The sequence below is a fragment of the Bradyrhizobium archetypum genome, from assembly GCF_013114835.1.
In the GTDB taxonomy this organism is placed as follows: domain Bacteria; phylum Pseudomonadota; class Alphaproteobacteria; order Rhizobiales; family Xanthobacteraceae; genus Bradyrhizobium; species Bradyrhizobium archetypum.
In genome coordinates, this window is sequence record NZ_JAAVLW010000006.1 from 331,841 (window position 1) to 352,381 (window position 20,541).

Consider the following 20,541-nt stretch of genomic DNA (forward strand, 5'->3'; position numbering starts at 1 on the left):
GAATCCGAACGGTAGCTGAACGATCCCCGGCAAAATCGTGGCAGTCATCGGCCGTTCAGGTTAAATGCTGCACACTGCCCCGCCCAAGGGCTAAGTCATATCGCCGGTGCTGTCACGAAGCCGACATCGCCAGCCCGGCAACTTGTCCCACCTCTTGCTGATGTAATCGCGATGCGTGCTACCAGGACCAACGCCGTCCGCTCTCGTCTGAGCGTTCTCTTGGCTTTCCTTGCTGGCCTTTGCGCGATCGTGGGCTGCACGGCGAATGGCGCCCTCGCCGCGGACGAACCCCGGCCTCCGCTTGCCGTCCAGTTTTCACTCGATCGACCGATCGATGCCACGGCGGCGCCGTTCGTGATGGCCGCTTCCGGTGGCCTGTTCAGCGCGGAAGCACTTGCCGTCACGACCAACATCGCCAGTGGATCGTCGGACGCGATTGCGCGCGTCGCGGCGGGCACCAGCGATTTCGCCCTCGTCGATATCAACGCCCTGATGCGGTTTCGCGACAAGGACAAGCAGGGCGGCCCGAGGATCAAGGCGGTGTTCGTGCTGTTCAACAAGGCGCCCTACGCCATCATCGCCCGCAAGAGCCGCGGCGTCCGTGCGCTGACGGATATCGAGGGCAAGACTCTCGGCGTCGCCGAGGGCGACCTGTCGGTCCGGCTGTGGCCGGCGGTGGCACTCCAGAACGGCATCAAGATCAAGAGCGTGAAACAGAGCAGCATCAGCGCCGCGGTGCGCGAGCCGATGCTGTCGGCAGGCCAGATCGACGCCGTCACCGGCTTCTCCTATCTGTCGGCGATCAATCTGAAGGACCGCGGCGTGCCGGCCGACGACCTTGCGGTGCTGAAATTCGCCGAATATGGCTGCGAGGCCTACGGTTTCGCGATCATCGTCAACCCGGCGCTGGCGGCAGCCAAGCCCGAGGCAGTGAAAGGGTTCCTGCGGGCCGCGATCGGCGGGTTGCAGATTGCGATCAAGGACCCCGCAAATGCCGCGGCCGAGGTCGCAAATCGCATGGACGGCGGCTCGAAGGACCTCGAGCTCGAACGCCTGCAAACCATCCTGCGCGACAACATCCTAACCAGCGAGGTGAAGCGCAACGGAATCGGCGCAATCGATCCGGCGCGGTTCGAACGCTCGATCGATCAGGTCGCGGAAGACTTCAAGTTTCAGAAGCGGCCTCAGACCTCCGACATTTTCGACGACCAATTCCTGCCGCCGCTCAACGGCCGGTTGATTCATTGAGTGGGCGCCGTTTTCCACTCGTGCTCTGGGCTGCTTGCCCAGATCGTTGACGTGTGCCCGCCTGACTAGTCGTCCCGATCAACCCTGCTTACAATGGGCGATTGAATCGCCTCGCGAGTGCCCACCTGATGTCCATGCTGCGCCTTTACACCCGTGTCCTCGAACTGCTCGGCAAGGAGGCGCGGCTGGGCTGGATTCTTGCTGTTGCCAACCTGCTGCTGGCCGGCGCGCAATTCGCCGAGCCGGTGCTGTTCGGCAAGATCGTCGACGTGCTCTCCGGCAAGCCGCAGACCGGACCGCTGGCCACGAACTCGGCCTGGCCGCTACTGGCGGCCTGGGTTGTGTTCGGCCTGTTCACCATCGCGTGCAGCGCCGCCGTCGCGCTCCATGCTGACAAGCTGGCGCACCGGCAGCGCCAGGTGGTGCTGACCGATTACTTCGAGCACATCATGCAGTTGCCGCTGACCTTCCACACCGGCACCCATTCGGGCCGGCTGATGAAGGTGATGCTGAACGGTACGGACGCACTATGGCGGCTCTGGGTCGCATTCTTCCGCGAACATTTTGCGGCGATCCTGTCGCTGGTCGTGCTGCTGCCGCTGGCGCTCTACATCAATTGGCGACTGGCGATCCTGCTGTTCGTGCTGTGCGTGGTGTTCACGGCGCTGACCACGTTTGTCGTGCGCAAGACCTACGGCATGCAGAGCGACGTCGAGGCGCGGTACAGCGATCTCTCGGCGCGCGCTTCTGATGCGCTTGGCAACGTCGCGCTGGTGCAGAGCTTCGTACGGATCGATGCCGAAGTGCAGGGCCTGCGCTTCGTCGCCGCCAAGCTGCTCGCCGCGCAGATGCCGGTGCTAGGCTGGTGGGCGCTGGTCACCATTATCACGCGCGCTTCCACCACCATCACCGTGCTCGCGATCTTCACCGTCGGCATCTACCTGCACGCGCAGGGGCAGACAACGGTCGGCGAGATCGTGATGTTCGTGAGTTTTGCGACCATGCTGATCCAGAAGCTCGAACAAGTCGTGAGCTTCATCAACAGCGTGTTCATGGAAGCCCCGCGCCTGCAGGAATTCTTCGACGTACTCGACGCAGTCCCCGCGGTGCGCGACCGGCCCGGCGCGGTCGATACCGGGCGGCTTTCCGGCCTCGTCGAATTCCACGATGTCTCGTTTTCCTATGACGGCAAACGGCCGGCGGTCGAAGACGTTTCGTTTACCGCTCTCCCCGGCCAAACCATCGCGCTGGTCGGCCCGACCGGCGCCGGCAAGTCCACGGCGATCGCGCTGTTGCACCGCGCCTTCGATCCGCAGTCCGGCATCATCAAGATCGACGGCATGGACATTCGCGCGTTGAAGCTGACGGCGCTGCGACGGAACATCGGCGTGGTGTTTCAGGAAGCGCTGCTGTTCAATCGTTCGATCGCCGACAACCTGCGCGTCGGCAAGCCGGACGCGACCGAGGAGGAAATGCGCATCGCCGCAAGCCGCGCGCAGGCGCTGGAGTTCATCGAGCGCAGCGAAAACAAGTTCGAGACCCATGCCGGCGAACGCGGCCGGATGCTCTCCGGCGGCGAGCGCCAGCGCCTGTCGATCGCCCGCGCATTGTTGAAGGACCCGCCGATCCTGATCCTCGACGAGGCGACCAGCGCGCTCGACGCCGTCACCGAGGCCAAGGTCAATGCCGCCCTCGACGAGGTGATGAAGGGCCGGACCACCTTCGTGATCGCGCACCGGCTTTCGACCATCCGCAACGCGACCCGTATCCTGGTGTTCGACAATGGCCGCGTGATCGAAAATGGAACTTTTGATGAACTGGTGGCCACGGGCGGACGCTTTGCGGAACTCGCAAAGGCCCAGTTCATGGTGCAGGAGAGCGCACGCGCTGGAATCGAGGTCAAATAACGCAAGGCGGCCACTACCGGTTCAAATGCCGCCGAAATTGCGCCCATTTCGTCCACGATTAAGTTGCCTGGCCTCTGTTCTGGATCGGCAAGCCGGTATAGGTTTGCGCACAGCCGCAAAGCGACGGCACCGGACACGCTTGAAACCCGAACGATAGATCTAGAGGACCTCCTTCTCGAAGGCGGGTCTCAAAGGACCGGAACGGAAAAGTGCATTTTCTTCGCCCGCTGCTTCGCGCTTCCTCATTGAACTGGATTGTCCTTGTGGCGGCGCTTGCCGTCGTGACGCCGCGCGCCGCGCAGGCTGAAGCGCTGCTGGTCGTCGAAGCCGATACCGGCAAGGTCCTGCAGGCCGACAATGCCACCATGCCTTGGTATCCCGCCTCGGTGACCAAGATTATGACCGCCTATGTCACGCTGAAGGCGGTGAAGGAGGGGCGTCTGTCGCTCGACACGCTCTTGACGGTGTCGCCGGTCGCAGCCTCGCAGTCGCCGTCCAAGATGGGTTTTCCTCCGGGCACCCAGGTCACCATCGACAACGCGCTGAAGATGATGATGGTGAAGTCGGCCAACGACATGGCCGTGGTGCTCGCCGAAGGCGTCGGCGGATCCGTCGACGGTTTCTCGGCGATGATGAACCAGACCGCACAAAAGCTCGGCATGACGCAGACGAGCTACGTCAATCCCAACGGCCTGCCGGCGGACGGGCAGGTCACCTCCGCGCGCGATCTTGCGATCCTGGCGCGCGCCGTCATTCGTGACCTGCCGGAATACGAATACTTCATGCACATCCCTTCGATTCGCTACGGCCGCAGGGTGACGCAGAATTTCAACAAGCTGATCGGACGTTATCCCGGCGCCGACGGTTTCAAGACCGGCTTCATCTGCGCTTCCGGCTACAACCTGGTTGCTTCCGCCACGCGCAACGGCAAGCGGTTGATCGCCGTCGTGCTCGGCGCGTCCTCTGGCCAGGCGCGCGCGGTGCGCGCGGCGCAATTGCTGGAGCGAGGCTTCGGCAACGGGCTGGGCTGGCTGAAGCCCGCGCTCGGCACCGTCGACAGTCTGGTTCCGATCGATGCTTCGCCCCCGAACCTGCGCGACGAGATGTGCAACGGCAAGCGCAAGCGGCCCGCGACCGACGAGGACGCCGACATCGTGGCCTCCAACGGCAGCGCGTCGACCGGCGAGAGCGCGGTCACGTTCTTCACTGCCGGGCTGCAGCCGCCGACGGGTAAACCCTCGGAATTGCTGGCGGCCGCGGTGGAGCCGTCCGAGCCCATCCCGGTCTATACCGGTCCGACCAAGACTGGCGCCGCTTTGATCGCAGCCGTTGCCGCGGATACCGAGAAGCAGACGCCGGCAAAGCGCGGCAAGAAATCGAAGATTGCCGCGAAGAAGCCTGACGCCGCGACGGCGCCTAAAGCCGAAGCCAACGCAAAACCGGCAGCCAAGCCTGCTGCCGTCCGGCATGCGAACGCCAAGCCTGAGGCTGCGGCCAAACCGGCCGCTGCCGTTGAAAGAAAGCCGGCCGCCGCCAAACCGGTCGCCGTCGGCGACAAGCCCGCGCCGAAGCCGGCCAAGCCAAACGCCGCCGCTAAACCCAAGGGCGAAAACAAGCCGGCTGGTTAACGGGCCGCCAAGCCACGTAATTTGGCAGTTTAGTTGGCAGTTTTCCTGCCCTTCGGCCGAACTACTCCAGTTTGCCGAAATGCGTCGATAGCGCGCAGCCGCTTGCCATCGGCGGCGGCATTCACAATACTGCCCAAAACAAGGCGCGCCCGGCCGAGAAACAGGGAAACAACCAGAGGGGAGATACCATGGAGCGGATCTGGCTCAAGCAATATCCGGCCGGCGTGCCAGCCGATATCGACGTCACGCAGTACTCATCACTGGTTGAGCTGCTGGAAGAGAGCTTCAAGAAGTTCGCTGATCGCAAGGCGTTCATCTGCATGGACAAGTCGATCAGCTACCGCGACCTCGACGAGATGTCGGCCGCATTTGCGGCATACTTGCAGAGCAAGGGCCTGCAGAAGGGCGCCCGCGTCGCGCTGATGATGCCGAACGTGCTGCAATATCCGGTTTCGACGGCCGCTGTGCTGCGCGCCGGCTACGCGGTCGTGAACGTCAACCCGCTCTATACCCCGCGCGAACTCGAGCATCAGCTCAAGGATTCCGGCGCCGAAGCGATCGTCGTTCTGGAGAATTTCGCAACCACGGTGCAGCAGGTGATTGCGAAGACGTCCGTGAAGCATGTGATCGTCGGCAGCATGGGCGACCTGCTCGGCTTCAAGGGCGTGATCGTCAACCTGGTGGTGCGCAAAGTGAAGAAGATGGTGCCGGCCTGGTCGATCCCGGGCGCGGTCTCGTTCAACGAGGCGCTCGCCGCCGGCCGCGGCATGAAGCTGAACAAGCCGCAGCTCACGCGCGAGGACGTCGCGTTCCTGCAATATACCGGCGGCACCACCGGCGTCTCCAAGGGCGCGACGCTGCTGCACAGGAACATCCTCGCCAACGTGCTGCAGAACGACGCCTGGCTGCAGCCGGCGCTGAAAAAGCCGCCGCAAGTCGAGCAGCTCTTCATCGTCTGCGCGCTGCCGCTCTATCACATCTTCGCGCTGACGGCGTGCTTCCTGCTGGCGATGCGCGCCGGCGGCGTCAATCTCCTGATCCCGAATCCGCGCGACATACCGGGCTTCATCAAGGAGCTGCAGAAGTACCAGGTCAACAGCTTCCCGGCGGTCAACACGCTCTACAATGCCCTGCTCAACGCGCCCGGCTTCGACAAGGTCGACTTCTCCAAGCTGAAGACCTCGTTCGGCGGAGGCATGGCGACGCAGAAGCCGGTCGCCGAGAAATGGCTGAAGGTGACGGGCTGCGCGCTCTCGGAAGGCTACGGCCTCTCCGAGACCTCGCCGACGCTGACCTGCAACCCGGCCGATACCGACCAGTTCTCCGGCTCGATCGGCATTCCCGTGCCGTCGACCTACATCTCGATCCGTGACGACGAGGGCAAGGAAGTGCCGCTCGGCGAAGCCGGCGAGATCTGCGCCAAGGGTCCGCAGGTGATGGCCGGCTACTGGAATAGGCCGGAAGAGACCGCGAACGTGATGACCGCGGACGGCTTCTTCCGCACCGGCGACATTGGCGTGATGGACGAGCGCGGCTACACCAAGATCGTCGATCGCAAGAAGGACATGATCCTGGTCTCGGGCTTCAACGTCTACCCGAACGAGATCGAGGAAGTGATCGCGAGCCATCCAGGCGTGCTGGAATGCGCCGTGATCGGTGTGGCGGATTCGAAATCGGGCGAGGCGGTGAAGGCGTTCATCGTCAAGAGGGATCAAAACCTTTCGGCCGACGACGTCATCAAGTTCTGCACGACGCAGCTCACCGCCTACAAGGTCCCAAAGCAGATCGAGTTCAGGACCGATTTGCCGAAGACCAATGTCGGCAAGATCCTGCGCCGCGAACTGCGCGACGAGAAGAAGGCCGCGGCCTGAGAAAGCCAGCGGAGCTCTCGACATGAGCGAGACCGACGTCGCGCCGGCCGACATCCTGGCGTTCTGGCGCGAGGCCGGCCCTGAGCGCTGGTACACGCGCGACGACGCTTTCGACGCGGAGGTGTGCCGGCGCTTTCTCGGCCTTTGGCAGAGAGCAGCGGCCGGCGAATTATCGTCATGGGAAACGAGCGATGACGGCGCGCTGGCGCTCGTCATCGTGCTCGACCAGTTTCCCCGCAACATGTTCCGCGGCGACATCAGGACCTACGCCAGCGACCGCCTTGCCCGCGAGGTAGCGCACCGCGCCATCGAGCGCGGCGCAGATGCGCGGATCGATCCCGCGTTACGCGAATTCCTCTACCTACCCTTCATGCATTCGGAGCACCTGAGCGACCAGTTGCGCTGCATCGAGCTGTCGCGCGCGGCCGGCCATGCCGAAAACCTCAAATGGGCCGAGCATCACGCCGATATCATCCGGCGGTTCGGCCGCTTCCCCCACCGCAACCGCGTGTTGGGCCGCACCACCACGCCGGAGGAGCAGGCCTTTCTCGACGAAGGCGGCTTTTCGCCCTGATGACGGAAGCGTGAACGGCGTCGACCGTTGCCGTTTCCCGTACCCCGAATATTGTGCCGGTCACCCGCCCGGTCTAAGACACCAACCGCTCATTGAGGGAGAACTGACGATGACGATCCAAGTTGGCGACAAGCTGCCGGAAGCCAAGTTTCGCGTGATGACTGCGGAAGGCCCGCAGGTCAAAACCACCGACGATATTTTCAAGGGCAAGAAAGTCGCGCTGTTCGCAGTCCCCGGCGCCTATACCGGCACCTGCCACAAGATGCACCTGCCGAGCATCTTCCTCAACGCCTATGCCATCAAGGACAAGGGCGTGAACACCATCGCGATCGTCTCCGTCAACGACGCCTTCGTCATGAACGCCTGGAAGCGCGACACCGACCAGCGCGATGAAGCCGTATTCCTCGCCGACGGCAATGCCGACTTCACCAAGGCGATCGGCATGGAGTTAGATGCCTCCGGCAACGGCCTCGGCATCCGCTCCAAGCGCTATTCGATGCTGGTGGAGGATGGCGTCGTGAAGAAGCTCAACCTCGAGCCTGCGCCCGGCAAGGTCGAGGTCTCCGGCGGCGATACGCTGCTGGCGCAGTTGTGAGCTGAACGACGCGTCGTCGCGCAGCACAGTCGCCGCAACAACGCTGTCATCGCCCGGCTTGACCGGGCGATCCAGTACGCTGCGACTTCTCCTTATTTCTCCACGCCTCTGGAATACTAGATCACCCGCCTTCGTCTTCGCGGGTGATGACGGCGCGCGGTATGGCAGGGCGCAGTGCTACTTCCCCACTCTCTCCTGCAGCCGCGCCATCGCCACGCCCTCGCGCGCCAACTGATCGGCGCGCTCGTTTTCGGCGTGGCCGGCATGGCCCCTGATCCAGTGCCAGCGCACCTGATGCGGCTTCAGGGCAGCGTCGAGGCGCTGCCAGAGATCGACGTTCTTGACCGGCTTCTTGTCGGCGGTGCGCCAGCCATTCCGCTTCCAGCCATGGATCCAGCCGCTGATGCCCTGGCGGACATACTGGCTGTCGGTGGTGAGATCGACCACGCACGGCTTCTTCAGCGCTTCCAAGGCCGAGATTGCCGCCATCAGCTCCATGCGATTGTTGGTGGTGTGCGGCTCGCCGCCCTTCAGTTCCTTTTCCTTGTCGCCGAACCGCAGGATGGCCCCCCAGCCGCCGGGGCCGGGATTGCCCGAGCAGGCGCCGTCGGTGAAAACCGTCACATGAGGCAATTCGCTCAAGCGGCAAATCCGGGGTGCGTCAGGCCGTAATCGCGCACGCTCGCGACATTCTGGTGGAAGCGCAGCTTGCGGACATATTCGAGCGGGTCCTTCGGCTTCACCAGCGCGCCCGGCGGCACGTTGAGGAAATCAACCAGCCGCGTCAGCAGGAACCGCAGCGCCGCGCCGCGCGCCAAAAGCGGCAGCGCCTCCTGCTCGGCTTCCGACAATGGCCGCTCGCGGCCATAGGCGTTGAGCAGTCCGCGCGCCTTGGTGACGTTGAACGAATGATCCGGCTCGAAGCACCACGCGTTCAGGCAGATCGCGATGTCGTAGGCCAGGATGTCGTTGCAGGAAAACGGGAAGTCGATCAGGCCGGACAGTCTCTCGCCGAGGAAGAACACGTTGTCCGGGAACAGATCGGCGTGGATGACGCCGAGCGGAAGATCTTTCGGCCAGGACGCTTCGAGATGATCAAGTTCGCGCGCGATGAAGTCCTGCAGGCCCGGGGCGACACTGTCGGCGCGCGGGGCGGCAACATCGAACAGCGGCCGCCAGCCCTCGACCGACAGCGGGTTCTTGCGAAACATCGGAAAGTCGCGGCCTGCCAGATGCATCTTCGCCAACGCCCCGCCGACACCGGTGCAATGGGCGACGTTGGGCCGCCGCGGCCACATGCCCTCCAGGAAGTTGATGATCGCTGCGGGGCGCCCGGCGAGTTCGCTATAGACCTCGCCGTTGCGGTTTCTGGCCGGCTGCGGACAATGCACGCCGCGCTCGGCCAAGTGCGCCATCAGCGACAGGAAATATGGCAGGTCGTCGACCGCGACGCGCTTTTCGTAGAGCGTGAGGATGAAAGAACCCGTGCTGGTGTGCAGCAGGAAGTTGGAATTCTCGACGCCCTCGGCGATGCCTTTGTAGGAGAGCAGCTCGCCGATATCGTAGCCCTTCAGGAACTCCGCGAGGTCTTCGGCGGCGACGTCGGTGTAAACCGCCATGAAGAACCTCAGGCGGCGTCGGGTCGCAGCGAGCGCGGCAGCGGGAAGAATTCGTTCTCTTCCGCGGCCGAAACCGTCTCCACATGCAGCTCGTAGCGCTCGGCGAAGGCGCCCATGATCTCCTCGACGATCACTTCCGGCGCGGAGGCACCGGCGGTGATACCGAGGCTCTTGATGCCTTCGAAGCGGGACCAGTCGAGATCTGAGGCGCGCTGCGCCAGGATCGCGATCTTGCAGCCCTCGCGCTCGGCGACTTCGCGCAGGCGCTGCGAGTTCGACGAGTTCGGCGCGCCGACCACGATGAGGGCATCGACCACTGGCGCCACCTTCTTCACCGCAAGCTGGCGGTTTGTGGTGGCGTAGCAGATGTCTTCCTTGTGCGGGCCGTTGATGTTCGGGAAGCGCTCCTTCAGGAGAGCCACGATCTCGGCGGTGTCATCGATCGACAGGGTCGTTTGCGTGACGAAAGCGAGGTTGTCCGGATCCTTCGGCGTGAAGGTCATGGCGTCGTCAGGGGTCTCGATCAATGTCACAGCGCCCTGCGGCAACTGGCCGAGCGTGCCGACCACCTCGGGGTGGTGCGAATGCCCGATCAGGAGGATTTCACGGCCGCGCTTGAAGTGGATCGCGGCCTCGCGGTGCACCTTGGTGACCAGCGGGCAGGTCGCGTCCAGCGAGAAGAAGTTGCGGGATTTGGCCTCGGCCGGAACCGATTTCGGAACCCCGTGGGCCGAAAACACCACCGGCGCGTTGGTATTGTCGGGGATTTCGGCGAGTTCCTCGACAAAAATCGCGCCCTTGGTCTTGAGGCTGTCGACCACGTAGCGGTTATGCACGATCTCGTGACGCACATAGACGGGGGCGCCATAGATGGCGAGCGCCCGCTCGACGGTATCGATGGCACGGACCACCCCGGCGCAGAAGCCACGGGGGGAACAAAGCACGATTCGGAGGTCTGGTTTGGCTGACGTCGGCACAGCAGGCATGGGGGCTATCTCGGGACCGAATCACCCCTAGCCGGCGGGCTGGGAACGGCCAGTTCGGATAAGGACTTGGGACTGCTTTGGGCCTGTGTCAAGGCACTTTAGCAGGCCATTGCGCCAATGGGGCCGGAAGGCCTATATAGGCGTTGAATTCCCGTCATCACCGATGACCATAGGCTTCGCCTCCGAAAGAGGTGGGCGAGGCACAAAGGAGATTTGCCATGAGCAATGCACCGCTGATGCCCAAGGCGACGGCCGTGTGGCTGGTTGATAATACCGCTTTGACCTTCGACCAGGTGGCCGATTTCACCAAAATGCACCCCCTTGAGGTCCGCGCCATCGCCGACGGCGACGCCGCCCAGGGCATCAAGGGCATGGACCCGATTTCGACCGGGCAATTGACCCGCGACGAGATCGAAAAGGGCGAAAAGGACCCGAATTACCGCCTCAAGCTCGGCGAGAGCAAGGTCGTACTGCCGCCCGCCGCCAAGAAGAAGGGCCCGCGCTACACCCCTGTGTCGCGCCGCCACGAGCGCCCCAGCGCGATCCTCTGGCTGGTCCGCAACCATCCCGAATTGAAGGACGCCCAGATCATGCGGCTGGTCGGCACCACCAAGACGACCATCGCCTCAGTCCGCGACCGGACCCACTGGAATGCCTCGACGCTGACCCCGATGGATCCGGTGACGCTTGGCCTCTGCTCGCAGATCGAGCTCGATTTCGAGGTGCAGCGCGCCGCCAAGGAAAAGCCGGTGCCTGCGGCCTATGGCGGCGCCACCCTGCTGCCCGCGTCCGAGACCACGAAGAAGGAGCCGGAGTTCGAGCCGAGCGAGAAGAGGGAAGACGACCTCAACGTCGACGCGGTGTTCGCCAAGCTCAAGAATATCGGCGGCAAGAAGCAGGACGAGGAAGAGTAGGGATTATCGGCTACGGCTGATGCCAGGCGCGGCGGGGCAACCTGCCGCGTTTTTGTTTGGGGGTTCAGCCGTATTTCAGCTTCATGAGCAGAATCCCGCCGGCCAGGATGATCGTAATGGCATTGGCGATGATGAGCGGGACATCGCCGGAAAACAGGCCGTACAGCAGCCAAAGCACGAGGCCAAGCAGCATGACGAGGAACATGCCCAGTGAAATGTCCTCGGTGGAGCGGGTTCTCCAGACCTTGATGAATTGCGGGGCATAAGCGACGGTTGTGCACGTCGCTGCGGCAAACCCCAGCAGCTTGATTGCAAGTTGTTCCATGCCCGACTTATAGCATCGATTCGAAACGCGAGCGGCAGTGGCAGGGACAAGCCGTTACTGCAAAGTATCTTTTCTGCGCAACGGCCGTTCGCTGCCGCAACAGGGGCTTCGCGCCTGCGCCGGCAGGTTCCCGAACAAACCACTCAGCCCAGCTCGATCTCTTCATCGATCTCATGCGACAGGCCGATGCCGCTGATCGTGAGAACCATCTTTGCCGGCAGCTTTTCGTGGCCCTTCAGCTTTCCCGACTCAATGGCATCGCGCACTGCCTTTTCGATCTCACGCTGCGAGGTGACGCCGACTTGCTTGAGAAATTTGCGCAGGCTGACATTGAAGACATCTTCGTTCATACGGACCTCCTGATCACGGCCTGGTCGGATTGTTCAGCATCTGCTCGGCGAGATTGCGCTGGGCGCGATCGGCGCGCGCGTTGGCATTGCCGCGCTGCACATCGCGGTTCTTGCGGCAATTGACGTAATCATTCGATCCTACCGCGACATTGTTCGAGCGACAGAACGCGTCATCGTCGGTGCTGGTGTCGACCATGGTCGGCTGGCCGCGCTCAAGGCAGCCGGTGAGCAGCGGAGCAGCCAGCATGAGGGCGATGACGTGCTTTGCAAGTCCGGACTGCATGCGGGGCTCCCGTTGTTCCAACTCGTCATTGCCGGGCGCCTGTCCCCGACTTGACCGGGGATGACCCGGCAATCCATCGAAAAGATGGCAGCTTCTTAAGGCGATGGATGCCCGGGTCAAGCCCGGGCATGACGAGGAACTCTACACCCTGCCCTTCAGTGCCTCGGCGATTTCATCGAGCACCTTCGGGTCCTCGATGGTCGCCGGCATGGCCCAGCTCTCGCCGTCGGCGATCTTCTTGATGGTGCCGCGCAGGATTTTTCCCGAACGCGTCTTCGGCAACCGCCCGACCGTGATGGCGAGCTTGAAGGCGGCGACCGGGCCGAGCTTGTCGCGCACCAGCGCCACGATCTCCTCTTCGATCTCGGCCGGCTTGCGCGTCACGCCGGCCTTCAGCACCAGGAATCCGCAAGGCACTTCGCCCTTGATGGCGTCCTTGATGCCGAGCACGGCGCATTCGGCGACATCCGGATGAGAGGCGAGGATTTCCTCCATGCCGCCGGTGGAGAGCCGATGACCGGCGACGTTGATGATGTCATCGGTACGGCCCATCACCCAGACATAGCCGTCCTCGTCCTTATAGCCGGCGTCCGAGGTCTTGTAGTAGCCGGGGAATTCGGTGAGGTAGGCTTCCCTGAAGCGCTCATCCTGCTGCCACAGCGTCGGCAGGCAACCGGGCGGCATCGGCAGCTTGATCACGATCGAGCCCATGGCGCCCGCTGCGACCTGCCTGGAGGCCTCGTCGACGACGTCGACCTGATAGCCCGGCATCGGCACGGTCGGCGAGCCGTGCTTGACCGGCAACATGCCAAGGCCCACCGGATTGCCGGCGATGCACCAGCCGGTTTCGGTCTGCCACCAGTGATCGATGACAGGCACCTTCAACTGCGCCTCCGCCCATTCCACCGTCGGCGGATCGGCGCGCTCGCCGGCCAGGAACAGCGTGCGAAACTTCGACAGGTCGTACTTGCGGATGAAGGCGCCGTCAGGGTCTTCCTTGCGGATGGCGCGGAAGGCGGTCGGCGCGGTGAACAGCGCAACCGCCTTGTGCTCGGAAATGACGCGCCAGAATGCGCCGGCGTCCGGCGTGCCGACCGGCTTGCCCTCATACATGATCGAGGTCGCGCCATGAATCAGCGGGCCATAGACGATGTAGCTGTGGCCGACCACCCAGCCGATGTCGGAGCCGCACCACCAGACTTCGCCCGGCTTGACACCGTAGAGATTGAACATCGACCATTTCAGCGCGACCAGATGCCCTCCATTGTCGCGCACGACCCCCTTCGGAATTCCCGTGGTGCCGGAGGTGTAGAGAATGTAGAGCGGATCGGTCGCGAGCACTGGCGTGCACGGCGCGGCCTTGCCCGCCGCAAGCGCCGCGCGACGCAGCGTTGCCCAGTCTTGATCGCGGCCGGCGGTGAGTTCGCAACCGTGCTGCGGCCGCTGTAGGATGATGCACGCTTGCGGTTTTGCGCTGGAAAGATTGATCGCCTGGTCGAGCAGCGGCTTGTATTGCACGATGCGGCCGGGCTCGATGCCGCAGCTCGCCGAGAAGATCAGCTTAGGCTTGGCGTCATCGATGCGGGTCGCGAGTTCCTTCGCCGCGAAGCCGCCGAACACCACCGAGTGCACCGCGCCGATCCGCGCGCAGGCCAGCATCGCGAACACCGCTTCCGGAACCAGCGGCATATAGAGGATGACGCGATCGCCCTTGGCGACGCCGAAATCCTGCATCACCGCCGCGAGCGTCTGCACCTCCTTCAGCATCTCGGCGTAGGTGAATTTCGAGATGGTGTTGGTCAGCGGCGAATCGTGGATCAGCGCTACCTGGTCGGCGCGTCCGCCCGCGACATGGCGGTCGAGCGCGTTGTAGCAGGTGTTGACCACGGCACCGGCGAACCAGCGGCCATAGATGTCCATCGAGGGATCGAAGATCTTCCTGGCCGGCTCGATCCAGTCGATCTCGCGCGCGGCTTCGGCCCAAAACGCTTCCGGATCGGCCAGCGAGCGGGCATGGACCTCGTGGTAGCGGCTGTTGTCCTGGATGTTCATGGCGTCACTTCCCGATCGTTCGCCCATTGTCGTCATGGCTCGGGCTTGTCCCGGGCATCCACGTACTTGCTTTGGTTCGAAGACCGCAAGGCGTGGATGACCGGGGACCCGGCTACGCCAAGGCTTCGCCGGGCATACGATATTAGTCCGGCGAAGCTCTAGCGAAGACGGGCAAGCCCGGCCATGACGGCTGGGCAAGCATTATTGCAGGCATTGTCACGGGAAGTTGCGCCAGATCAAGCCAAGAATGGCTCGACCGCCCGGCTAAGCCTCACTGCCGGGCAATCGCGTTGAGCTTCTCCAGCCTCGCCTCCATGGCCTGGCGGAGGTCATAGCCGCGCTTGCCGAACGAGGCATTGCGCTTCTCGATAAAGTCGCGCTGCTGCCGGGTTAGCGCTAGCGCCGCACGATGGCTATCGGCTTCCGCATTCGCGATCGCCCGCAGAAACATGTCGCTGATGTTGCGGTCGAGTTGGGCAAGGCTTGCGTCAGCGCAGATCGCCTTTTCGACCTGTCGCTTCGCGGTGGCGCAATTGAAGCTCGGCAGATTCTTCTGGTAGGTGAGCGAACCGAGCCGCTCGATTTGCTGCATGATCTCCTTGTGATTGGCGGCGGCGGTGCCATCGGAGGGATTGAGACGAACGGCTTCCGCATAATCCTGCAGCGCGCGGCGACGGTCGCCCTTCTTGACCCAGGCCGCGCCGCGATTGTTGTAGGCGCGCTGGAACTTTGGATCGAGCCTCAACGCCGCATCGTAATCCGCAATAGCGCGGTCGTAATCCTTTCGCGCCTGGTACGCGTCGCCACGGTTGGTCAGAAATTTCGCCTCGGGACGCAGCTTGATCGCCTCGTCATAATCGGCGATTGCACCCGCGTAATCGCCATTGCCGGCGAGGTCGAGCCCACGATTGTCGAAGAATTCCGGCTCGGTCGGGTCGATCCGGATCGCCGTGGTAACGTCCTCGATCGCCCGTTCGTTGCGGCCGATTTTGCGGAAGGCCGCGGAACGGTTGCTGTAGGTCCGGGCACGGTGCGGTTCGAGACGGAGCGCCTCGTCGTAATCGGCGATCGCCTTTTGGTATTCGCCCTTGAAATACCAGGCGGCGCCGCGATCGGCAAAGGCTTGCGCGAAGTCCGGCTTCAGCCGCAGCGCCTCATTGTAGTCCTCGATGGCGCGATCGTACTTCCTGACATTGTTGAACGCATTGCCGCGATTTGCGTAACCGGTGGCATTGTCCGGCTCCAGCCGGATCGCCTGGTTCAGCGCGTCGAACGCGGCCTCCACCTTGCCGGTCTGGCGAAGGATCTCACCGCGAGCGCGGAAGGCGCGGGCGCGGCTCGGATCCCTGGTAATGACGGAATCGATTTCGGCCAACGCCTTGTCGGTCCGGCCTGCGCCGTGCAGCGCGGCAGCGCGGGTGATCATGGCGTCGAGCCGCTCGCTTTCTGTCGTCGCCGGATTTTCGATCAGGGCGGTGCAAACATCGATCAGCGTCGCGGGCTCGGCAACCGAAAGCGCTGCACAGACAACCGGCCGCTCGGCGGTCGTCGATTGGGCGCGGGCGCCACTGGAAGTCAGGATGGCAAGAGTTAGCGCCGCGCTCGCGACAACTGGCGAAATGAATGATCGCATGATCGGCTCTTCAATGAATGAAGTACGTCGCGGCCATGCCGCACCCGATCACTGTGTCGCCGCGGATCTCGCCGAGGTTCGAAGGTCCAGGGGCAAGCGTGCCTCGAGATCCACACGGCCTAATATCCGTCGATCCCGTTGATCTGTTGCAGGCGGTCGCGCATGGCCTTCTTAAGATCGTAGCCGGGCCGGCCGTATTCCCTGTTGCGGCGGGAGAGATACTCGTCCTGCTCGCGCCGCAGCTTGCGCGCCTGCTGCGGGGCCAACTTCTCGGCGGTCGCCCTCTGGTACGATCCCTGAACCTCGCGGTCGAGATCGGCCAGTTCGGGATTGGCGCAGATCGCCTTCTCAACCTTGCGGCGCGCGGTGGCACAGTCAAAACTCGGCTTGCCGGCGATCGCTTTCAGGACGCCCTGCCGCTCCGCCTCCTGCGCCAGCGCCCGGTGGTTGGCCCTTGCGACGACGTGATCCGGGTTCAGCTTGATCGCCGCGGCAAAATCCGCCACCGCCTTGGGCAGATCACCCTTCTTGCGCCAGAGTTCGCCGCGCGCATTATACGCATCCGCATGCGCCGGATCGAGGCGCAACACGCCGTCATAGTCGGCAATCGCGCGATCGATCATGTCCTTGCGTTCGTAGGCGCTGGCGCGCGCGATCAGCGCCTTGATGCGATCGCCCTTTTCGGTCTTTGCGTTGTCGATCAGCGCACTGCAGACATGGATCGTTCGGTCCTGATCATGCGCAAGGCTGGCAGCAAGACAGGTCGCAGGATCGATCCGCACATCCTTGACGGGCTCCGCGCCGGTCGCCAACGCTCCATTGGCTGACGTCATCGACAGCAGGGAAGCCACAACTAGGCTGCGGATGTCGGGATGGAATCGCATCGATTGATCCAGGATACGCTTTGATTGCCGCCCGATCCTAGCAAGGGGTGCACTTTTTCGACAACGGCCGGCTTCGAATTTCCGATTATCACGTCGCGGCACCACATTTTGGCCGAAACGTGACCTGCGGGAAACGTAATTCTCTTCACACATGGAAGAATACGATCCGTGAGAAAATCTGCGGTGAACCTTTTGCAGTTCTCGCGGACTCAATAACCATGACCACATTGACCGACTTCAATCCGACGCGCGCCATCGCGCAATCCCAAACCGGCTATTTTTACTTCTACATGGCGCTGGCCTGCACGGCCGTTGCCTTTCTCGGCTTCGCGCCGACCTACTGGCTGCCAATGGCGCAGCGATCGTTCTCGGCATCGCCCGTCGTGCACTTTCACGGCCTGCTGTTCTTCGCCTGGTCGCTTTATTTCGTATTCCAGAGCTGGCTCGCCGCGTCCGGCAAGGTCGCCCGGCACCGTAGCATCGGCATGATTGGTGTCTCGCTGGCAACCGCGATGACGATCTTCGGCTTCCTGGTCACGGTCAATGCGATGAAGCGCTCGGCGGCGGCGGGATTGGCCGATGACGGAATCGCATTCGCGATCGTTCCACTAAGCGGAATTCTGTTCTTCGCCGTGGTGTTTACGCTCGCCATTGCCGCCGTTCGCCGGCCGGAAACGCACAAGCGGCTGATGCTGCTGGCCGCCATCTCGCTGCTGGACGCCGCGGTCGCGCGCTGGTTTCTCACCTTCCTGGCGCCTCCCGGGCCGCTCGGCCCGCCGCCTGTCCCGGTGACCATTCCGCCCGCCATCGTCGCCTATCTTCTGCTCGTGGTCGCCATGGTTTTCGACTGGCGCATGCGCGGCCGGCCGCATCCCGTCTATGTCTATGGCGGCATTGCCCTGATCGCCATCAAGTTTCTGAACTGGCCGATCAGTCTCTCGCCACTCTGGCATTCCTTCGCCGGCGGCATCCTTGCGATGGCGCAGTAGCCCGGACGCGGCCGTCCGGCGAGGATTTGATCTTCGTGGTCAGAAAGGCTTGCAAGTCAGCAAGACTTGCCGGTTTTGATGCTAGATTGATGCTTACATCGATCTCGACCGGCAGGAATCTCCGATTTGCTTGCATTCGAATGGATTATTGGGCTGCTGCTTGGCGCGGTACTGTTGTCCGCGCTGGCGCGGCGGCTCCAGGTGCCCTACCCGACATTCCTTGCACTCGGCGGCATGTTGCTGGCATTCGTGCCTTCGGGGCCGTCCTGGACGCTTGAGCCAGATCTGGCGCTGGCGCTGTTCGTGGCGCCGGTGTTGCTGGATGCGGCTTTCGACACCTCGGTTCGCGACCTCCGAAACAATTGGCTGCCGGTCTCTACCCTCGTCTTCGTCGCGGTCGGCCTCACCACCGCGTCGGTCGCGATGCTGGTGCACTGGCTGCTGCCCGACATGCCCTGGGCAGCAGCGGTCGCCCTTGGCGCCATCGTCGCGCCGCCGGATGCCGCGGCCGCGACCGCAATCTTGCGCCAGGTCAAGCTGCCTTACCGGCTGCTCAAGATTCTCGAAGGCGAAAGCCTGCTCAATGACGCCAGCGCGCTGTTGATCTATCGCGTCGCGGTCGGCGCGGTGGCGGTCCAGCATCTTAAATGGAGCGAGCATGCCCCCTCGATCGCCTTCGCACTGATCGGAAGTCTGCTGGCCGGTTATCTGTGCGCCCGGCTTTGGACGCCGCTGACGCGGCGGATCACGGAGGCGCCGAGCGCGATCATCGTGCAATTTGCCGGCACCTTCACGGTATGGATCGTCGCCGAGCATATCGGCCTGTCCGGCATCCTGACCATCGTCGTCTATGCGATCACGCTCGCACGCACCTCGCCGGCGCAAATGCCGGCGCGGCTGCGTGTGCCCACCTATGCGGTGTGGGAAACCATGGTCTTTGTCCTCAACGTGCTGGCATTTGTGCTGATCGGCCTGCAGTTGCGCCCCATATGGGAACGGCTCGATGATCCCGTGCGATGGAAGTATTGTCTGGTAGCCGCCGCCGTGCTCGGCATCGTCATCCTGACGCGCATCGCCTGGGTGATGTCGTATGGTGCGGTGCTGCGGCTTGTGATCGCGCGCCGCTTGCTGCACCCGGAGCGGCCGATGACCGCCCCCACCTTTCAGGGCGGCATTGTCGTCTCCTGGTGCGGCATGCGCGGCATCGTTACATTGGCGGCGGCTTTCGCGCTGCCCGAAAACTTTCCCTATCGCGACCTGATGCTGCTGACGGCGTTCACGGTGGTGCTCGGATCGCTCGTGATTCAGGGCCTGACACTGCGGCCGCTGATCACGGCGCTGCGGCTGCGGGACGAGAACCCGGTGACGTCAGAAGTGGCGCGCGCTCGTGCCGCTGCCTATCGGGCGGCGCTAAATGAAATCGACGGCGACCCATCCGAGGCAGCGGAGCTTCTCCGGCTTGAATATCGCGCGCTGTTGCTCGGCGCCGGTGACGATGGCGGTGTTTCCAGCAGCGAACTGCCGGCCGACCCGTTGCGCCGGCGCGCCATTCGCGCCGCGCGGCAATCGATCCTCACCTTGCGGGAATCTGAGGAAATCGGCGACGATGCATTTCACCAGCTCGAGGAAGAACTGGACTGGGCAGAATTGAGCGCGCGGGGCTAACGCCCGGCCCCTTACCCCGCGGCGCTTGTTGTTACAGGCAGCGTCTGCCGACTTTCTTCAAATGACAAGACATGGAGCATGGGTCCCGGCGTTCGCCGGGACGACCAGCGAGTGGCTGTAGCGGCTAGGTCGATTTCACGGTGACCCCGCCATCGACCACCAACTCGATCCCGGTGACATAGCGGGATTCGTCGGACGCGAGAAACAGCGCGGCATTGGCGACGTCCCAGGCGTCGCCCATGTGACCCATCGGCACCTGCGCATCGCGCGCCCGCCACATCGCCTCGACGTCGCCGGCCGAATAGCTGGCCGCCAGACCGGCCGAGTGCTCGACCATCGGCGTTTTCATCAACCCCGGCAGGATGCAGTTCACGCGAACATGATCTTTTGCGAATTGCACGGCGGTCGTGCGCGTCATCTGGTTCATCGCCGCCTTCGAGGCGCCATAGGTGACGTAGGAAATGCCGAGATGGCGAATCGATGCGACCGACGAGATGTTGATGATCGAGCCGCCGCCCTGCTTCTGCATCAGGGGAATGACGTGCTTCATGGCAAAATAGGCGCTCTTGAGGTTGACGGCGAAGACGCGGTCCCACTCCGCTTCGTTGACCTCGACGACGCTGCCCATTTCGGCAATGCCGACATTGTTGTCGAGCACGTCGATGCGGCCATAGGCCTTCAGGCACGCCGCCACCATCGCTGCCACCTCGGCTTCGCGCGAGACGTCAGCGGTGAACGCGGTTGCCTTACCGCCCTCGCCCATGATGATGTCGACGGTCTCTTGCGCCGCGGCGGCGTTACGGTCGACGCAGAACACCTGCGCGCCTTCGCGCGCGAAGGTGACGGCGGTCGCCTTGCCGTTGCCCCAGCCGGGACCGATCGATCCCGCGCCCACCACCATCGCCACCTTGCCCTTGAGCCGTTCCATCGACTTCTTCTCCCTTTGGGTTGTCGTTGCATTGCAGCGCGCACAAACGGGGCGCATCCGAATTTTGGGCCGGGAAATTGGACGGACGGC

Annotated in this window: 19 protein-coding genes; 9 read left to right on the forward strand and 10 right to left on the reverse strand. The window is 63.4% G+C overall.

What is annotated here, in order from left to right:
• Positions 1-171 precede the first annotated feature (171 nt).
• The 6 genes from HCN50_RS21760 to HCN50_RS21785 all read left to right on the forward strand — a co-directional run bounded on the left by HCN50_RS21760 (position 172) and on the right by HCN50_RS21785 (position 7,823).
• On the forward strand, positions 172-1,248 hold the full coding sequence (locus HCN50_RS21760; protein WP_171711712.1) for an ABC transporter substrate-binding protein: 1,077 nt from the start codon (positions 172-174) through the stop codon (positions 1,246-1,248).
• A gap of 128 nt (positions 1,249-1,376) precedes the next feature.
• Positions 1,377-3,155, forward strand: a complete 1,779-nt coding sequence (locus tag HCN50_RS21765) for a glucan ABC transporter ATP-binding protein/ permease (RefSeq protein WP_171711713.1) — start codon at positions 1,377-1,379, stop codon at positions 3,153-3,155.
• A gap of 209 nt (positions 3,156-3,364) precedes the next feature.
• Positions 3,365-4,783 (forward strand): D-alanyl-D-alanine carboxypeptidase family protein, encoded by a 1,419-nt coding sequence (locus HCN50_RS21770; RefSeq protein ID WP_171711714.1) that lies wholly within the window; start codon positions 3,365-3,367, stop codon positions 4,781-4,783.
• A 188-nt stretch (positions 4,784-4,971) separates the two neighbouring features.
• Positions 4,972-6,654, forward strand: a complete 1,683-nt coding sequence (locus tag HCN50_RS21775) for a long-chain fatty acid--CoA ligase (RefSeq protein ID WP_171711715.1) — start codon at positions 4,972-4,974, stop codon at positions 6,652-6,654.
• 22 nt (positions 6,655-6,676) lie between these two features.
• Positions 6,677-7,228 (forward strand): DUF924 family protein, encoded by a 552-nt coding sequence (locus tag HCN50_RS21780; RefSeq protein WP_171711716.1) that lies wholly within the window; start codon positions 6,677-6,679, stop codon positions 7,226-7,228.
• Positions 7,229-7,337: 109 nt separating this feature from the next.
• The gene (locus HCN50_RS21785; RefSeq protein ID WP_171711717.1) at positions 7,338-7,823 is read left to right on the forward strand and encodes a peroxiredoxin; all 486 of its coding nucleotides are present in this window, start codon (positions 7,338-7,340) and stop codon (positions 7,821-7,823) included.
• A 177-nt stretch (positions 7,824-8,000) separates the two neighbouring features.
• Here HCN50_RS21785 and rnhA read toward each other — a convergent pair whose 3' ends face one another.
• From rnhA to ispH, 3 genes are read right to left on the reverse strand one after another with little or no spacing between them, the layout of a single operon-like run.
• Positions 8,001-8,465: a ribonuclease HI gene (gene rnhA, locus HCN50_RS21790; RefSeq protein WP_028348107.1), complete on the reverse strand. Its 465-nt coding sequence runs from the start codon at positions 8,463-8,465 to the stop codon at positions 8,001-8,003.
• Positions 8,462-9,442 carry a homoserine kinase gene (locus HCN50_RS21795; protein WP_171711718.1) on the reverse strand — a complete coding sequence of 327 codons (981 nt, stop codon included), beginning with the start codon at positions 9,440-9,442 and terminating at the stop codon, positions 8,462-8,464. Before HCN50_RS21795 ends, rnhA begins: the two co-directional genes overlap by 4 nt.
• 8 nt (positions 9,443-9,450) lie before the next feature.
• On the reverse strand, positions 9,451-10,428 hold the full coding sequence (gene ispH / locus HCN50_RS21800) for a 4-hydroxy-3-methylbut-2-enyl diphosphate reductase (RefSeq protein ID WP_171711719.1): 978 nt from the start codon (positions 10,426-10,428) through the stop codon (positions 9,451-9,453).
• Between the two features lie 218 nt (positions 10,429-10,646).
• Between ispH and HCN50_RS21805 the strand changes: the two genes are divergently transcribed.
• Positions 10,647-11,342 carry a DUF1013 domain-containing protein gene (locus tag HCN50_RS21805; protein ID WP_171711720.1) on the forward strand — a complete coding sequence of 232 codons (696 nt, stop codon included), beginning with the start codon at positions 10,647-10,649 and terminating at the stop codon, positions 11,340-11,342.
• A gap of 64 nt (positions 11,343-11,406) precedes the next feature.
• Here the strand turns inward: HCN50_RS21805 and HCN50_RS21810 are convergent, their stop codons facing one another.
• From HCN50_RS21810 to HCN50_RS21835, 6 genes are all read right to left on the reverse strand, one after another.
• A complete protein-coding gene (locus HCN50_RS21810) occupies positions 11,407-11,667 on the reverse strand; it encodes a SemiSWEET transporter (RefSeq protein ID WP_171711721.1) in 261 nt (86 codons plus the stop codon).
• A 143-nt stretch (positions 11,668-11,810) separates the two neighbouring features.
• Positions 11,811-12,017, reverse strand: coding sequence for a DUF6494 family protein (locus HCN50_RS21815; protein ID WP_171711722.1), 207 nt, complete (start codon positions 12,015-12,017; stop codon positions 11,811-11,813).
• A 13-nt stretch (positions 12,018-12,030) separates the two neighbouring features.
• Positions 12,031-12,300, reverse strand: coding sequence for a hypothetical protein (locus tag HCN50_RS21820; RefSeq protein WP_171711723.1), 270 nt, complete (start codon positions 12,298-12,300; stop codon positions 12,031-12,033).
• 141 nt (positions 12,301-12,441) lie between these two features.
• Entirely contained in the window at positions 12,442-14,352 is a 1,911-nt protein-coding gene (locus HCN50_RS21825) for a propionyl-CoA synthetase (protein ID WP_171711724.1), read from the reverse strand.
• Between the two features lie 271 nt (positions 14,353-14,623).
• Positions 14,624-15,985, reverse strand: a complete 1,362-nt coding sequence (locus HCN50_RS21830; protein WP_171711725.1) for a tetratricopeptide repeat protein — start codon at positions 15,983-15,985, stop codon at positions 14,624-14,626.
• A gap of 119 nt (positions 15,986-16,104) precedes the next feature.
• Positions 16,105-16,869 carry a tetratricopeptide repeat protein gene (locus tag HCN50_RS21835; protein ID WP_171711726.1) on the reverse strand — a complete coding sequence of 255 codons (765 nt, stop codon included), beginning with the start codon at positions 16,867-16,869 and terminating at the stop codon, positions 16,105-16,107.
• Between the two features lie 218 nt (positions 16,870-17,087).
• Between HCN50_RS21835 and HCN50_RS21840 the strand changes: the two genes are divergently transcribed.
• Positions 17,088-17,858 (forward strand): hypothetical protein, encoded by a 771-nt coding sequence (locus HCN50_RS21840; protein ID WP_171711727.1) that lies wholly within the window; start codon positions 17,088-17,090, stop codon positions 17,856-17,858.
• Between the two features lie 126 nt (positions 17,859-17,984).
• Entirely contained in the window at positions 17,985-19,523 is a 1,539-nt protein-coding gene (locus HCN50_RS21845; RefSeq protein ID WP_171711728.1) for a cation:proton antiporter, read from the forward strand.
• A gap of 124 nt (positions 19,524-19,647) precedes the next feature.
• On the opposite strand, the gene HCN50_RS21850 is transcribed toward HCN50_RS21845, so the two are convergent.
• Positions 19,648-20,451, reverse strand: coding sequence for an SDR family NAD(P)-dependent oxidoreductase (locus HCN50_RS21850; RefSeq protein ID WP_171711729.1), 804 nt, complete (start codon positions 20,449-20,451; stop codon positions 19,648-19,650).
• Between the last annotated feature and the right edge of the window lie 90 nt (positions 20,452-20,541).